This window comes from Brevibacillus brevis (assembly GCF_022026395.1).
Lineage (GTDB): Bacteria > Bacillota > Bacilli > Brevibacillales > Brevibacillaceae > Brevibacillus.
Genome location: NZ_CP041767.1, coordinates 5533343 through 5548902, shown reverse-complemented (window position 1 = coordinate 5548902; position 15560 = coordinate 5533343). Strand labels below are relative to the sequence as shown.

At 49.0% G+C, this 15560-nt stretch carries 12 protein-coding genes; 11 read left to right on the top strand and 1 reads right to left on the bottom strand.

Annotated features, from left to right (window positions below; translation table 11 throughout):
- The first annotated feature begins 97 nt into the window (after nucleotides 1-97).
- The 3 genes from secA to prfB all read left to right on the top strand — a co-directional run bounded on the left by secA (nucleotide 98) and on the right by prfB (nucleotide 4551).
- Nucleotides 98-2617, top strand: coding sequence for a preprotein translocase subunit SecA (gene secA / locus FO446_RS26185; protein ID WP_173612209.1), 2520 nt, complete (start codon nucleotides 98-100; stop codon nucleotides 2615-2617).
- 245 nt (nucleotides 2618-2862) lie between these two features.
- Nucleotides 2863-3324 carry a hypothetical protein gene (locus FO446_RS26180; RefSeq protein ID WP_173612210.1) on the top strand — a complete coding sequence of 154 codons (462 nt, stop codon included), beginning with the start codon at nucleotides 2863-2865 and terminating at the stop codon, nucleotides 3322-3324.
- Between the two features lie 113 nt (nucleotides 3325-3437).
- A protein-coding gene (prfB, locus tag FO446_RS26175) for a peptide chain release factor 2 (RefSeq protein WP_173612211.1) occupies nucleotides 3438-4551 on the top strand; the annotation gives its coding sequence in 2 pieces (ribosomal slippage) (nucleotides 3438-3518 and nucleotides 3520-4551; 1113 coding nt in all).
- Here the strand turns inward: prfB and FO446_RS26170 are convergent.
- A complete protein-coding gene (locus FO446_RS26170; protein ID WP_237899502.1) occupies nucleotides 4541-5977 on the bottom strand; it encodes a PAS domain-containing sensor histidine kinase in 1437 nt (478 codons plus the stop codon). The two genes, prfB and FO446_RS26170, sit on opposite strands and share 11 nt — an antisense overlap.
- Nucleotides 5978-6120: 143 nt before the next feature.
- Here FO446_RS26170 and FO446_RS26165 point away from each other — a divergent pair, with 143 nt between their 5' ends.
- The 8 genes from FO446_RS26165 to argF all read left to right on the top strand — a co-directional run bounded on the left by FO446_RS26165 (nucleotide 6121) and on the right by argF (nucleotide 15465).
- Nucleotides 6121-6390, top strand: a complete 270-nt coding sequence (locus tag FO446_RS26165) for a YciI family protein (protein ID WP_237899501.1) — start codon at nucleotides 6121-6123, stop codon at nucleotides 6388-6390.
- A gap of 76 nt (nucleotides 6391-6466) precedes the next feature.
- Nucleotides 6467-6880, top strand: a complete 414-nt coding sequence (locus tag FO446_RS26160; protein ID WP_173612213.1) for a c-type cytochrome — start codon at nucleotides 6467-6469, stop codon at nucleotides 6878-6880.
- Between the two features lie 136 nt (nucleotides 6881-7016).
- Complete coding sequence (gene argC, locus FO446_RS26155; protein ID WP_237899500.1) at nucleotides 7017-8057, top strand: N-acetyl-gamma-glutamyl-phosphate reductase; 1041 nt, start codon at nucleotides 7017-7019, stop codon at nucleotides 8055-8057.
- A 13-nt stretch (nucleotides 8058-8070) separates the two neighbouring features.
- Nucleotides 8071-8916 (top strand): acetylglutamate kinase, encoded by an 846-nt coding sequence (gene argB, locus FO446_RS26150; protein WP_173612215.1) that lies wholly within the window; start codon nucleotides 8071-8073, stop codon nucleotides 8914-8916.
- Nucleotides 8879-10060: an aspartate aminotransferase family protein gene (locus FO446_RS26145; protein ID WP_237899499.1), complete on the top strand. Its 1182-nt coding sequence runs from the start codon at nucleotides 8879-8881 to the stop codon at nucleotides 10058-10060. Before argB ends, FO446_RS26145 begins: the two co-directional genes overlap by 38 nt.
- A 147-nt stretch (nucleotides 10061-10207) precedes the next feature.
- Nucleotides 10208-11314, top strand: a complete 1107-nt coding sequence (locus FO446_RS26140) for a carbamoyl phosphate synthase small subunit (RefSeq protein ID WP_173612217.1) — start codon at nucleotides 10208-10210, stop codon at nucleotides 11312-11314.
- Entirely contained in the window at nucleotides 11307-14549 is a 3243-nt protein-coding gene (gene carB / locus FO446_RS26135; protein ID WP_237899498.1) for a carbamoyl-phosphate synthase (glutamine-hydrolyzing) large subunit, read from the top strand. Before FO446_RS26140 ends, carB begins: the two co-directional genes overlap by 8 nt.
- Nucleotides 14494-15465 carry an ornithine carbamoyltransferase gene (gene argF, locus FO446_RS26130; protein WP_173612219.1) on the top strand — a complete coding sequence of 324 codons (972 nt, stop codon included), beginning with the start codon at nucleotides 14494-14496 and terminating at the stop codon, nucleotides 15463-15465. Before carB ends, argF begins: the two co-directional genes overlap by 56 nt.
- The last annotated feature ends 95 nt before the right edge of the window (nucleotides 15466-15560 follow it).

The window sequence follows — 15560 nt, the reverse complement described above, 5'->3', positions numbered from 1 at the left end:
GAAAGTATTATTTTCGTAGAATCGGTATCCTTTTTTATTATTGGACTCATGCCGGCTTGTGCATTTTTGTTTGGCAGTATATGGAAGGGGTGTCCTCATGCTAGGACTCGTTAAAAAGATATTCGGCGACAGCAATGAACGTGAAGTAAAGAAAATGTTTAAGCGTGTAGAAAGCATCAACGCGCTGGAACCAACGATTAAAGCACTCTCGGATGACCAATTGCGGGAGAAGACAGCTGAGTTTAAGGCGCGTTTGGCAAATGGAGAAGAACTGGACAAAATTTTGAATGAAGCGTTTGCTGTTGTACGTGAAGCATCGATCCGTGTACTGGGCATGCGTCACTTCGACGTCCAAATGATTGGTGGTATGGTGCTTCAGGAAGGCCGTATCTCCGAGATGAAGACGGGTGAAGGTAAAACGCTGGTTGCGACACTGGCGACATACCTGAATGCCCTGATGGGAAAAGGCGTCCACGTCGTTACTGTGAACGAATACTTGGCTGAGCGTGACTCGACTATCATGGGTAAGCTGTATAACTTCCTCGGACTGACAGTCGGCTTGAACAAGAATGGACTGAGCCCTGAAGAAAAACGCGAAGCATACGCGTGTGATATTACGTATGGTACGAACAATGAGTTCGGCTTCGATTACTTGCGTGACAATATGGTTCTGTACAAGGAACAAATGGTGCAACGTCCACTCTTCTTCGCTATCATCGACGAGGTGGACAGCATTTTGATCGACGAAGCACGTACGCCGTTGATCATCTCCGGTTCTGCTAACAAATCGACAGAGCTGTACTACATCTGCTCGCATTTTGTGAAGCGTCTGGAAGAAGAAAAAGATTTCACTATCGATGAGAAGTTGAAAATCGTCAGCCTTACAGATGATGGTGTGAGCAAGGTCGAACAGGCATTCAACATCGACAACCTGTACGATACGGCACATACCACGTTGAACCACCACATTACGGCGGCGTTGAAGGCTCAAGTGTTGTTCAAGCGCGATGTTGATTATGTGGTGCAGGAAGGCGAAGTTGTGATCGTCGACGAGTTCACCGGCCGTCTGATGGTTGGACGTCGTTACAGCGATGGCTTGCATCAAGCGATCGAAGCCAAAGAAGGTCTGCGTGTCCAAAGCGAGAGCATGACACTGGCGACCATTACTTTGCAAAACTACTTCCGTATGTACGAGAAGCTGGCGGGTATGACTGGTACAGCGAAGACGGAAGAAGAAGAGTTCAAAAAGATTTACGGTCTCGATGTTGTGGTTATTCCAACGAATAAGCCAGTACAGCGTATCGATTCACCTGACCTGGTTTTCAAAACAGAGGCAGCCAAATATCGTGCGGTTGTAAACGACATTGTCGAGCGCCATAAAAAGGGCCAACCGATCCTGGTAGGTACCATCTCCATCGAAAACTCGGAGCGCTTGTCCCAAATGCTGAAGCAAAAAGGCGTACCGCATAACGTATTGAACGCGAAGCAGCATGAGCGCGAGGCAGAAATCGTTGCACGTGCAGGTGTGTACGGAGCGGTTACCATTGCCACAAACATGGCAGGTCGCGGTACGGACATTCAGCTTGGCGAAGGTGTTGCGGAGCTGGGCGGTCTTCATATTATCGGTACAGAACGCCACGAGAGCCGTCGGATTGACAATCAGCTACGCGGTCGTGCAGGTCGTCAGGGGGACCCGGGTTCATCCCAGTTCTTCCTCTCGATGCAAGATGAGCTAATGCGTCGTTTCGGTGCGGACAATATCATGAATATGATGGATCGTTTGGGTATGGAAGAGGATATGCCGATCGAGAGCCGCCTGGTGACTCGTGCAGTAGAATCCGCGCAGAAGCGTGTAGAGGGATCGAACTTCGATGCACGTAAAGGTGTTCTCCAGTACGATGACGTCATGAATCAGCAGCGTCTGGTTGTCTACAAACAGCGTAAAGACATTCTGGAACAGGAAAACCTCAGCGAAGTTGCTTTGAATATGATTTATGCAGTGATGGAGCGTGCAGTGTCTCTGCATTGTCCAAAAGAAGAGGTACCTGAGGATTGGGATCTGCAAGCATTGGCCGATGCTGCCAATAATGGATTCCTCCATGAAGAAACGATTACGGCAAAAATGCTGAAAGGCAAGGAAGCAGAAGAAATTCTCGAGCTGTTGAAAGCAGAAGTCGATAAGCAATACAAACAGCGTGAAGAAGAAATCGGTGAATCGATTCGCGAGTTTGAAAAAGTCGTCATTCTGCGTGCTGTCGACAGCAAGTGGATGGATCACATCGATGCGATGGATCAGTTGCGTCAAGGTATTCACCTGCGCGCCTACGCACAAAACGACCCGCTTCGTGAGTACCAGTTCGAAGGATACGAAATGTATCAAGGTATGCTGGCTGCTGTTCAGGAAGAAGTCGCTATGTATATCATGAAGGCTGAAGTCAGCCAAAACCTGGAGCGCCAAGATGTCATTCGCGGTCAAGGAATTGATCCGAGTAACTTGCAAACCTCCGGACCATCTGATCGTCCAGATCCGGAGACCTCCGGTGATGCTGATCCGAAAAACCGTGCACAGCGTCGCGCTCAGGAGCAAGAACGCAAACGCCAAAACAAGAAACACTAAACAATAACAGAGCATTCTTCTCGTATCGGCAAATTCGGTACGAGGGGAATGTTTTTTTCTTGCCCATTCCTAATGCCTTGACAGTATTCGTCCTCATCTATTCTTCCTCGTCTGATAAAAACAATCTATTTGTCTAACACTGGTAAATGTGATCGAACGATTCAGGTGGTAATTATCTGAAAAATAAATAGAATCGTAAGTACAACACTTTTACCAAAAATTCACGAAGACGGGGGAATGAACAAATGAGAACGTCAGTGAACGTGATGGGGATACAAACAAAAAATATAATGGAGCGCATTGCCGTTACTTTAAAAGCAGTCCTAAAGACAGGAAAAGAAAATAAAAAAGTACAGCTCATTGAAAAGGAGGAGGGAATCGAATTACCGAGAGTCATCTCAGCGCAAAACCCGGTCTTTGAGGACAAGCGACTGATGGAGGAAATTCCGGAGCCGAATTGGAATGAGGCTTTGATCGCACCGCCGAATGGAATGGTGGATCGAACGCGTGAAAGTCCGCTAGCCAATAAATATCGAAAAACACACAACTGGAAGCGACAAGCTATCATCAAACGAGCATTCCAGCTAAAAGCAAGCGAAGCTCGGCGTACCCATCTCTATCTGGTTGCTGCACCGCAGGCGGAAAATAAACAACCACTTGAAATCCGAGACCTGAGATCCTCGCCATCACCACCAGTGGCAACGTGAAAAAGATAGCGGCAAAGTCCCTTTTCTAAACGTGACAAGCTGCCGTATTTGCGCATCCGGCAAATTACGTTACAATAAAACATAGCTTACGTAAAGAGAAGGTGATTCGCAACATGGCATTAATCGATATTGCGGACATCAAACAAGAGATGTCTAGCATGGCTAAGCGTTTAGCGGATATCAGGGGGTCTCTTTGACCTCCCAGTAAAACAGGAACGAATCGGTGAACTGGAAGAGCGTATGCTGGCACCCGATTTTTGGGATGACAACGATGCAGCGCAGAAGACAATCAGTGAACTGAATGCAATCAAAAGCCTCGTGGAGACGATGGCCAAGCTGGATTCCCAGTACGAGGATCTCCAGGTAATGTTGGAACTCGTCATCGAAGAAGGGGATTCCTCTCTCATTCAAGATCTGTATGACAGTACGCAGGAGCTGCGGAAATCATTTGAGAGCTTTGAGCTGGAATTGCTTTTGAGTGATGAATACGACAAAAACAACGCCATTCTGGAGCTGCATCCGGGAGCGGGTGGTACGGAGTCCCAAGATTGGGCGTCCATGCTTCTGCGTATGTATACACGTTGGGGGGATGCGAAGGGCTTCAAGGTCGAAACATTGGACTATTTGCCTGGCGATGAAGCCGGTGTAAAAAGTGTCACTCTCCTCATTAAGGGCTACAATGCGTATGGCTACCTCAAATCAGAAAAAGGGGTTCATCGTCTTGTGCGGATATCTCCGTTTGATGCCTCTGGACGTCGTCACACATCGTTTGTGTCTTGCAACGTCCTGCCGGAGATCGAAGACGATAATGCGGTAGACATACGTACTGAAGACCTGAAAATCGATACGTATCGTTCCAGTGGTGCGGGTGGTCAGCATATCAACACGACTGACTCCGCTGTACGTATTACTCACTTGCCTTCTGGAATTGTGGTGACGTGTCAAACAGAACGCTCCCAGATTAAAAACCGGGAGCGTGCGATGAAGATGCTGACGGCACGACTGTTTGAGAAAAAACGGGAAGAACAAGAGAAAACGTTGGCTGCTATTCAAGGGGAACAAAAGGATATTGCCTGGGGCAGCCAAATTCGTTCCTATGTCTTCCACCCATACAGTCTGGTAAAAGACCACCGGACGAATATGGAGGTAGGAAACGTTCAAGCAGTCATGGATGGTGAGATTGATTCGTTTATCGATGCTTATCTGCGCGCGCAGATTAATCGTTAAACGAAACAGTAGGCTTCAAGGCTTTTGGTATGGAGATCGATACGGTGGTTCCTTTGCCGACATCGCTTTCGATGTTGATTGTACCGCCGTGATCGCGAATAATTTTTGTGCTTACCATTAACCCGAGGCCAGTTCCTGTTTCTTTAGTGCTATAAAAAAGCTCTCCTAATCGGGGAAGTAGCTCAGCAGGGATACCTTGTCCTTGATCGCTGATTCGGATGATAACATCGGAAGAACGCTCTACAACCTTGATTGTGAGATTTCCACCTAACGGCATGGCTTCCATGCCGTTTTTTATGATGTTTATAAAGACTTGCTTGATTTGATATTCCTCACACAATATGAGGGACGTGACTTGTGGAAAATCAGTGAGAATGGATACATTTTTAAGAAGGGCTTGCGGTTCCAGGAGCTTAATGACAGACGAAAGCAATGGCAAAAGGCCGTTGGGAGCAAATCGCAACGCTTGCGGCTTCGCCATTATCAAAAGCTCACTGGTAATCGAAGTGATCCGGTCGATTTCGGATCGCATAATTTGCAAGTATTGCTGATTGGCGAACTGGTCCCCTTCCATGAGTTGAATAAATCCTTTCAAGGCCGTAAGTGGATTGCGAATTTCATGGGCAATACCCGCAGCAAGCTCTCCTAGAACGGACAGCTTGTCAGAGTAACGAAGCAATTCCTCTGATTGCCGACGTTCCGTAATATCACGTGCCACAAAAACCGTGCTGAGAATATGGCCGTTTGAACAAATGTCAGGTGTCCCTTTCACATCGAACAGCAACATTCGACCGTCTGGGTGCAGGTAATGGTACTCGGCATCGAGTGTGATCTTCTGGTTCATCATTTGAGCAAAATCGCTCTTGGCGTTGGTTACTTGCTCAGGATGAACCAAGATCGAAAAATGCTGATTGATCACTTGATCAATCGTGAGACCAGTAACGGCCTGAACAGATGGGGACGCGTAGGTAATAATTCCATCCACATTTACTATAAAAATCAAATCCATAATGTTTTCGGATATTAACCGAAAGTTCTCTTGCATCTGGTGAAGAGCCTCTTCCACTTTCTTTTGCTGCGTGATGTTTTTGGCAATGGAATAGCGACTGATGATTTCGCCGTTTTGAAAAATGGGAAAGCTGGAAGCGATAATATCCACAACCTGCCCGTTTTTATGTAGCAACTGATAATGCTTATCTTTTCTGATTCCTGCAGAGAGGATTTGTTGTTGTTTCTTATTGTCGAGACCCTCAGTAGAAGCGAGAATTTCCCAAATTTGCATGCGCAGCAATTCCTGAGAGGTGAATCCTACCAATGCTTCACCAGCAGCGTTTACGCCTGTGAATCTGCCCTGCATGTCGAACATGAAAACAGCGTCAGGATTGTTGTGGAAGAGAGATGTATATAACTGTATCTGCGTGTCCATACCTATCCGCCTCTCTGTTGCTACTTGCTACCTTTGAATCGTTCGCTGTAGAAAGGAAAAATCCTACCAGACCAAAGTCCGTATTCATAATTATGTTATACTTCATGAAGGAACAAGGTCATGAAAAAGGAGAGAAACCGTCCATGTTGTATGCCGCATTTTTGCCAATCGTGAATCAAGAGCTGAATGCTCAAGTAAGACCTGCGCATCTTACGTATATCAATGATTTGTACAAGCAAGGAAAAGTGTTCATGGCGGGACCCTTCGCAGACAAGCTTGGCGGATTGGTCATTTACAAAGCGGATTCTCTGGAAGAAGCCCGCAAATTGGCTGAGGCTGATCCAGTTGTCGTGGAAGGCGCACGGACGTTGGAGTTACGTGAATGGAGTCCGTTGGAATTTCCTTTATCCTAAATGGCTGTAGTAAGAATGAGAAGTGGTAGTTGGAGGCATACTTAGCGAAGAAATCCGAATAAAGGAGGGAACAGCCTTGAAACGTATTCCACTCGTTTTAACAGCGGCTGTACTCGCATTCTCGCTAAGTGCCTGTGGTACCAGCAAGCAAACACAGCCGCCAGCACAACAACCAGCACAACAGCCATCCCAACAACCAGCGACAGAAACGCCGGCAACTGAAAAACCAGCGACAGAAACTCCTTCGACGACTCCATCCGGCAGCTATGATGCAGCAACTGCAGAAACCACGTTCAAAAATACTTGTTCAGCCTGCCACGGACAGACATTGGAAGGGGCAGTTGGACCGAACTTGCAAAAGATCGGTAGCGAGTTGAGCAAGGAACAGATATTGGCTATTTTGGAAAAAGGAAAAGGAGCAATGCCGCCGGGTCTCGTCAAAGGAAAAGATGCGGAAAACATCGCTGCATGGTTAGCGGACAAAAAATAAACAGGGCAACAAACCAGCGCTCGAGCAATTGGGCGCTTTTTTCTTTGGGCGTAAAAAAGTTTTTCTGTTGTATTCTATATGGATTTTTATTATTATTCATGTATAAAAATACAGAATGGGATAAAGGGGAGAGAGCATGGTTCGGGTCGGGATTGTTGGGGCAACGGGGTATGGTGGCGCGGAGTTGATCCGTCTTTTGGCTGGACATCCGCATGTGGAGATTGCCAATTTGTATTCAAGTTCATCAGAAGGAGATAGCTTGGAAAAATCGTTTCCGCATGCAGCTGGGCTCGGCTTGCCCACATTGTCACCAATTGATGCAGACAGCATGAGCGGTGTGAACGATTTAATCTTCCTCGCTACACCTGCGGGAGTAAGTAGCGGGCTATCTCCGAAGCTGGTCGAAAAAGGCGTGAAGGTCATTGATTTATCCGGGGATTTTCGTCTGGAAAACGGTGCGGTCTACAAAACGTGGTACAAACATGAGCCGGCTCCGTCCCAATGGGTAGAAGCGGCGGTTTACGGTTTAACCGAGTGGAATCAAGAGCAAGTGGCCGGTGCCAGTCTCATAGCGAATCCAGGGTGTTATCCCACTGCTACACTCCTCGCCTTGCTTCCGCTGGTAAAGACAGGCTGGGTACAGCCTAACAGTTGGATCGTTGATGCCAAATCAGGTGTGTCCGGCGCTGGGCGTGGAGTATCGCTTGGTGTTCATTACAGCGAGATTAATGAAAGCATCCATGCTTATAAAGTTGCGAGTCATCAGCATACACCAGAGATTGAACAGGAGCTGCAAAAACAGAGCGGGGAAGAGACGCTTGTTCAATTTACGCCACATCTGGTTCCAATGACCCGAGGGATTTTAGTCACGGCTTACGGACAACTAACAACTGACGTCACCCAAGCGCAAATCCAGGAGCTATACGAAGCTGCTTATGCGGGTAAGCCTTTTGTGCGTGTACGTCCTGCAGGCAGTCATCCACGTACCAAAGAAGTTCATGGCTCCAATTACTGCGATATCGCCATCCATGTTGATCAGCGCACGAAGCGTGTCATCTTGCTGTCGGTAATCGATAACATGATGAAGGGCGCGGCTGGTCAAGCTGTACAAAACATGAATGTTATGTTTGATTTGCCTGAGAAAACGGGCTTGCCGCTCGTACCTGTATACCCGTAGAGGAGGAGAGCAGATGCAAGGAATTGTTGTGATCAAATGTGGTGGAAGTACCATGGATCAGTTGCCTGACTCCTTCTTTCAGGCCATTGCCGGACTGCAGGCGCAAGGAAAAGAGATCGTCATCGTCCATGGAGGCGGACCTGCCATTAACAGTATGCTCGATCGAGTTCAGATTACTCCGCAATTTGTCGATGGGCTACGTGTTACTTGCGAGGACACACTGCGTGTAGTAGAGATGGTCTTATGCGGCAGTATAAACAAGGCGCTGGTAAAAAGGCTGACGCAGGCAGGAGCCAAGGCTTGGGGAGTTAGTGGAATCGATGGTCAGACCCTTTTGGCAACAAAAACGTCAAAGCCACTCGGGTGGGTAGGAGAAATCAAGAAGGCTGATACGACTATTCCGAAAACGATTCTTGAGAGGGGCTACGTTCCGGTGATTGCTCCCCTTTCTGTTAGTGAAGATGGCACAGAGACATATAACGTCAATGCGGATGTAGCCGCAGGAGCGATTGCAGCAGCGCTTAGCGCCGAAAAACTGATCATGGTGACAGATGTTCCGGGCATTATGCAGCCACAGCCAGACGGAACCAAGGCAGTAGTGCCAGCTACAAGTGCAGAAGAGATACAGGAAATGATTCGGACAGAGATTATTACTGGCGGAATGATTCCGAAGGTTCAGGCAGCTCTCGACGCTCTCGGACAGGGCGTAGAGCAGGTTGTCATCTGCCGGGGAACCGCTGAAGATTTGCTCGGTGTTTGTGCCGGGGAGGCAGTCGGGACAACAGTCCGTATGAAAATGCTCAATGAGGAGGGAAATGAATATGCATACAACAACAGCTCCTGTGCATCTCATGAATAACTATGCGAGATGGCCAATCAGTTTGGTAAAAGGACAAGGAAACCAGGTGTGGGATGATCAAGGCAAGCAATATCTCGATTTTACCTCAGGAATTGCCGTGACCTCGTTAGGGCATGTTCCGCCAAAAGTAACGGCAAAGCTGCACGAACAGCTCGATACGTTGTGGCATTGCTCGAATCTGGTGCATGTTCCTCAGCAAGAGATTTTGGCAGAAAAGCTGAGTCGTCTGTCTGGGCTGGATCAGGCTTTTTTCTGCAACAGTGGAGCAGAGGCGAATGAAGGCTTGATCAAGCTTGCCCGCCGCTATGCACAAAAAATAAAAGGGACCGACCGTTACGAAATCATCAGCTTTAAACAGTCTTTTCATGGGCGGACGTTGGCTACCCTGACGGCTACTGGACAGGAAAAGGTGAAGGACGGATTCGGACCACTGCCGCAGGGATTTGTCAGCGTTCCTTACAACGACCTTGATGCGGTCAAGTCAGCCATTACAGACAAGACATGCGCGATCATGCTGGAGCTGGTTCAGGGAGAAGGCGGCGTTCATCCAGCAGAAGAGGCGTGGGTGAAGGCGCTGCGTGAATTGTGCGATGCGCACGGATTGCTCCTGCTAATCGATGAGATACAGACTGGGATTGGCCGCACGGGTACATGGTTTGCCTTCCAGCACTATGACATGAAGCCAGATGCGATTTCATTAGCAAAAGGCTTGGGAAGTGGTTTCCCGATTGGAGCGGTCATCGCGACCAAAGAAGTAGCAGAAGCGTTTGCTCCGGGTACACATGGCACTACTTTTGGCGGGAATCCATTGGCAGCAACTGCTGGAATCGCTACGCTCGCGACGATGGAAGAGGAGCAGATTTTGGAGCGGGTAGCCCATATCCATGGCGTATTGATCAAAGAGCTGGAGAAGCTCAAGGCAGAGCATCCAGACAAAGTGGTTACGGTTCGGGGAAAAGGGCTGCTTCTCGGTGTGGAGCTAACAATTCCTGCTGGTGAGCCAGTCGCGTATGCACGGGAGAAAGGTGTCATTCTGCTGATGGCTGGCCCACAAGTAGTGAGACTCTTGCCTTCGTTTGTAACGACCGACGATGAAGTAAAGCAGGCCATTACTGTATTAAGCGAGGCGCTGTCGAAGGTTTAGAGGAAAAAGCAAAGAATGCAACGAGTGGAAGAGGTCAAAAAACTCGTTGCATTTTTATAATCCCAAATGTATATTAATACAAAAGGTTGCATAAATTTTCGGTAAGAGGATCAGGCCGGTGCCCATTGGAGAGGAGTGGCTTCATAGATGGATAGAGAGAATCAATCGTTAGGAACAGGATATTTAACGCTGGAGAGCGGCGAGGTTTTTACAGGGAAGCTGTATGGCGCCCCCATTAACGGATTCGGAGAAGTGGTTTTTCATACAGGAATGACGGGATACCAAGAGGTGATGACAGATCCCTCTTTTGCTGGGCAAATTGTTACCTTCACTTATCCCTTGATCGGAAACTACGGGATCAACGAAAAGGATTATGAGGCAGCCAAGCCAGCGTTGACAGGGATGATTGTCAGCGAGCTATGCACGGAGCCAAGCCATTACGAATCAAACATGACTTTGGCCCAAGCCGCAGAAGCATTTGGCTTCCCGATCCTTGCAGGGATTGATACGCGAACGATTACCAAGCGCGTCCGTCAAGACGGTACCGTATTCGGTGTCATTTCCGATCAGCCTATGCAGGTAGAGGAAGTGGTGTCACTGCGCTACAAGCACGCCAAGAAATCATTAGTTGCCAACGTATCCAGACAACAAGTGGAGCGTTATCCGGGAACAGGCGAGCATGTTGTCTTGATTGACCTCGGCATGAAGCAATCGATTTTGGATGCCCTTCTACAGCAGGGCTGCCGTGTTACAGTCGTTCCATTTGATACGAGTTTTGCTCAAATCAATGCTCTCGCACCAGACGGCTTGTTGTTTTCCAATGGGCCTGGCGATCCGGAGCACTTGCTTGCGTATTGCAGTGAATGGCGCAAAGCCGTGGAGCAGTACCCGACGTTGGGCATTTGTTTGGGGCATCAAGTATTGGCGCTGATGTACGGCGGCAAGACAGAGAAGCTCGCATACGGTCACCGCGGCAGCAATCATCCGGTCAAGGATCTGATGACTGGCAAAGTATATATGAGTTCACAAAATCACGGGTACGTGGTCAAGGAAGAGTCTTTGGATAAACGTCAATTAACGGTTTCCTACCGCAATGTCAATGACGGTTCAGTCGAAGGAATGCGTCACGTTAGTTTGCCTGTTTTCAGTGTGCAGTTCCATCCGGAGGCACATCCGGGTCCGAGTGATACATCCCACATTTTCCACCAATTCTTGCAGTCGATGCGCGTAGTAGGAGCGAAGAGATATGCCTAAATTGCCAAACATTCATAAAGTATTGGTCATCGGTTCTGGTCCGATCGTCATCGGGCAGGCAGCGGAGTTTGATTATGCAGGTGCACAGGCTTGCCTTTCCCTAAAAGAAGCCGGCGTGCAGGTCGTGCTGGTGAATAACAATCCGGCAACGATCATGACAGACGAACAAGTAGCGGACAAAGTATATTTGGAGCCGCTCACGGTGGAATCCGTGACAGCTATTATCGCAAAAGAGCGTCCCGATGGTCTCTTGCCTACGTTAGGCGGCCAAACGGGACTTAATCTTGCTGTTTCGCTGGCAGAAGCGGGGGTGCTGGAAAAGTACAGCGTCCAACTGTTGGGTACGCCGCTGGCTGCCATTCAAAACGGGGAAGACCGTGAGCTGTTCAAGCAATTGATGCAACAAATCGGGGAGCCTGTTCCAGAGAGCGATACAGTCGAATCTGTAGAAGCAGCCATCGAGTTTGCGAATACAATCGGCTATCCCGTGATTGTGCGCCCTGCTTATACGCTCGGAGGAGCAGGTGGCGGGATCGCGGGGGATGAAGCGTCCTTGCGAAAGGTTGCAGCAGGTGGTATTGCGGCTAGTCCAATCGGTCAGGTACTGATTGAGCGCAGTGTAAAAGGCTGGAAGGAAATCGAATACGAGGTCATGCGGGACGCAAATGATACCTGCATAATCGTGTGCAATATGGAAAATTTGGACCCGGTAGGTATTCATACGGGAGACAGTATTGTCGTTGCACCTTCTCAGACGCTGACAGATCGTCAGTACCAAATGCTGCGCAGCGTATCAACGAAAGTGATTCGTTCGCTTGGGGTAGTAGGCGGTTGCAATATACAATTTGCGCTCGATCCGAATTCCGATCGGTATGTGCTGATCGAGGTAAATCCTCGTGTAAGCCGTTCAAGTGCGTTGGCTTCCAAAGCGACAGGCTATCCAATCGCGCGGATCGCCGCCAAACTCGCATTGGGCTACGGGCTGGATGAGGTGTTAAATCCAATCACGGGCTATACGTACGCTAGCTTTGAACCAGCGTTGGACTACATCGTGGTCAAAATCCCGCGCTTCCCGTTTGACAAATTCCCGCTGGCAGACCGCAAGCTGGGGACGCAAATGAAAGCGACTGGCGAGGTCATGTCGATCGCCCGCAATCTGGAAGCAGGGCTTTTGAAGGCAGTCCGCTCCCTCGAACAGGGCTGCACACATTTGACTCGACCAGAGCTGGCATCCTGGACGCGCGAGGAGCTTGCCCATTCCTTGCAGGAAGCGACTGATATCAGACTGTTTGTTTTTGCTGAGGCGATCCGTAAAGGCTTTACAGAAAGTGAGCTGCATAATCTGACTGGTGTCGATCCGTTTTTCTTGCGGAGCTTGCGTAAAATCGTGGACTTGGAAGTAGAGCTGTCTTGCCACGATAGCAAAACATTGACCCCAGAGCTGTTGTTGGAAGCAAAGCGTCGCGGGTTTGCGGATGAAACCATCGCTTCACTGGTTGGCGCTACACCTGCCGAAATCAAATCACTTCGTCAAGAATCTCGCATTACGCCTACTTATAAAATTGTGGATACTTGTGCGGCAGAATTTGATGCCCAAACCCCTTACTACTATTCGGATTGGCAAGGAGTAGATGAGGTTGAGTCACTGTCTGGCCGCAAAGTACTGGTCCTTGGCTCAGGTCCCATTCGAATTGGTCAGGGAATCGAGTTTGACTATTGCTCCGTGCATGCAGCCAAAGCGCTTCAGGCAAGGGGTATTGCGGCAGTCGTTGTGAACAACAACCCAGAGACGGTCAGCACTGACTATGAAACAGCCGACCATCTGTATTTTGAACCGCTTCACGTAGAAGATGTGCTCCATATCGCAGAGCGTGAACAGGTGGAGGGCGTCATGGTTCAGTTCGGTGGTCAAACCGTGATTAATCTGGCAGCCAAGCTGGAGCATGCGGGGCTGAAAGTAATGGGTACATCGCTTACAGCCATTGAACGCGCGGAGGACCGCGAGCTGTTCTACGCCATGCTGCGCAAGCTGGACATTCCGCATATTCCCGGAAAAGGAGTATCGTCCTTGGAGGATGCAACCGCGATCGCGGAGGAAATCGGCTTCCCTGTTTTGATGCGACCTTCGTATGTCATCGGCGGGCAAGGTATGGTCGTTGTCCACAATATCGACGAGCTGCAGGCTACCATTCACGACTGGTTGAGCCATCCGGACATGAGCATGTTTTTCCCACTCCTCGTGGATAAATACGTTCCAGGCAAGGAAGCAGAAGTAGATGCGGTATGCGACGGACATTCTGTCATCATCCCAGGGATCTTCCAGCATGTGGAGAGAGCGGGCATCCACTCAGGCGACAGTGTAGCCTTGTTCCCGGCTCCTCAGCTGACGGATGACATCAAGCACAAAATCGCGAGCTATACAGAAGCAATCGCGAAGGAAATGGAAGCGGTCGGGTTAATCAATATTCAGTTCGTCATTGATGGCGAAACGGTTTATGTACTGGAGGTAAATCCTCGTGCTTCACGGACAGTACCGATTACGAGCAAAGTGACTGGTATCCCGATGGTTCAATTGGCGGTTCGTGCACAATTGGGTGAGAAGCTGTCGGAGATGGGCTACGGTACAGGGCTTTTGCCAGAGATTCCGTTTGCCGTCGTCAAGGCGCCAGTTTTCTCCACGATCAAGTTGAACGGCGTAGACCCGGTACTAGGTCCAGAGATGAAATCGACGGGCGAAGTTCTCGGCTTGGGTCATTCTTTTGAAGAGGCTGCAGGCAAAGCCTTTGCTTTCAAAGACAATTTGTACGGCGACTGGCAAAAAGGTCAGTTGGTCATGATTTCTTTGGCAGATGGAGATAAGCAGGGCGGCGTGAGAGAATCAATCGGACAATTACAAGCAGACGGTGCCAATCTGGCGGCGACTCCGGGAACGGCCGAGTGGCTGAAAAACGAAGGAATTGTCGTGAAGCATATCGTTGCAGATGAAGCAGCGTGGATCGATCTGTTGCAAGAGGAACAAGCGGCCTTTGCACTCGTTACTGCGACGAAAGGCAATCGTCATGGCCGGACCGGATTTGCTCTGCGAAGCCGGATGGTACAACAAGGTGTGCCATTGTTCTCCGCTGTCGATACGTTCGAGTTATACGTGAAGTCTATTATGAAGAAAAGAGGTGGCTCGCATGCAGCCAGTGAAGATATTGGAACACTTTCAAAACTTGCCGTTACAAAAGCATAAAGGAAAAGATTTCTTGCGCGTCGATGAATTCAATGGAGAAGAATTGATGGAGCTGCTCCATCTGTCTGCTCACGTCAAGCAATTGCAAAAGCTGGGACAGCCATTCCAGCCTTTGCAAGGCAAGACGTTGGGGATGATCTTTGACAAGGCTTCAACCCGCACCCGCGTCTCCTTTGAAGTAGGGATGCATCAGTTGGGCGGCTTGGGAATGTTCATGAGCGGAAAAGAGCTCCAGCTCGGACGTGGGGAGCCGATCAGCGACACAGCAAAAGTTCTCTCTCGGTACGTGGATGCCATCATGATTCGCACCTTTTCCCACTCCTATGTAGAAGAGCTTGCCGAGCACGCGTCGATTCCTATTATCAATGGCTTGACCGATCTGTACCATCCTTGTCAGGCTTTGGCTGATCTGCTGACGATCTGGGAGCATAAAGGCAAGCTGAAAGGAGTCAAGCTCGCTTATGTAGGAGACGGAAACAACGTGGCGAATTCACTGGTGCTGGGCGCAGCTCTGCTAGGTCTGGATGTGCGGGTAGCAACTCCGGTAGGCTACGAAATGGATGCAACCATTGTCGCAAAAGCTACGGGGTACGCGAAACAAAGCGGTGGAAAAATGATGGTGACCACCGATCCGATAGAGGCTGTCATGGGGGCAGATGCTGTATACACGGACGTTTGGACTAGTATGGGTTTTGAAGAAGAAAATGAGGTACGATTGAAAGCATTTGCCGACTATCAAGTGAATGAAAAATTGGTAGCAGCGGCAGATCGTGATTATCTCTTCTTGCACTGCTTGCCTGCACATCGTGGGGAGGAAGTGACGACCGGGGTTATCGACGGATCGCGCTCTGTCATTTTTGATCAGGCTGAAAATAGATTGCACGCACAAAAGGCGATTTTGGCGGCGCTGGTGTGAACATAGTTCTAGTTAAATAGAACTAGCCGGAATTAAATCCAATAGACTATGAATCTATGATTGCCGAATTTTGTCACTTATGTGTAAAATAAAGG

Coding starts and splice junctions, on each gene's coding strand:
- FO446_RS26145 (WP_237899499.1), top strand. CDS start 8,879: ATGCATACAACAACAGCTCCTGTGCATCTCATGAATAACTATGCGAGA.
- FO446_RS26170 (WP_237899502.1), bottom strand. CDS start 5,977: ATGGACACGCAGATACAGTTATATACATCTCTCTTCCACAACAATCCT.
- argC (WP_237899500.1), top strand. CDS start 7,017: ATGGTTCGGGTCGGGATTGTTGGGGCAACGGGGTATGGTGGCGCGGAG.
- FO446_RS26140 (WP_173612217.1), top strand. CDS start 10,208: ATGGATAGAGAGAATCAATCGTTAGGAACAGGATATTTAACGCTGGAG.
- secA (WP_173612209.1), top strand. CDS start 98: ATGCTAGGACTCGTTAAAAAGATATTCGGCGACAGCAATGAACGTGAA.
- argF (WP_173612219.1), top strand. CDS start 14,494: ATGCAGCCAGTGAAGATATTGGAACACTTTCAAAACTTGCCGTTACAA.
- FO446_RS26180 (WP_173612210.1), top strand. CDS start 2,863: ATGAGAACGTCAGTGAACGTGATGGGGATACAAACAAAAAATATAATG.
- argB (WP_173612215.1), top strand. CDS start 8,071: ATGCAAGGAATTGTTGTGATCAAATGTGGTGGAAGTACCATGGATCAG.
- FO446_RS26165 (WP_237899501.1), top strand. CDS start 6,121: ATGTTGTATGCCGCATTTTTGCCAATCGTGAATCAAGAGCTGAATGCT.
- carB (WP_237899498.1), top strand. CDS start 11,307: ATGCCTAAATTGCCAAACATTCATAAAGTATTGGTCATCGGTTCTGGT.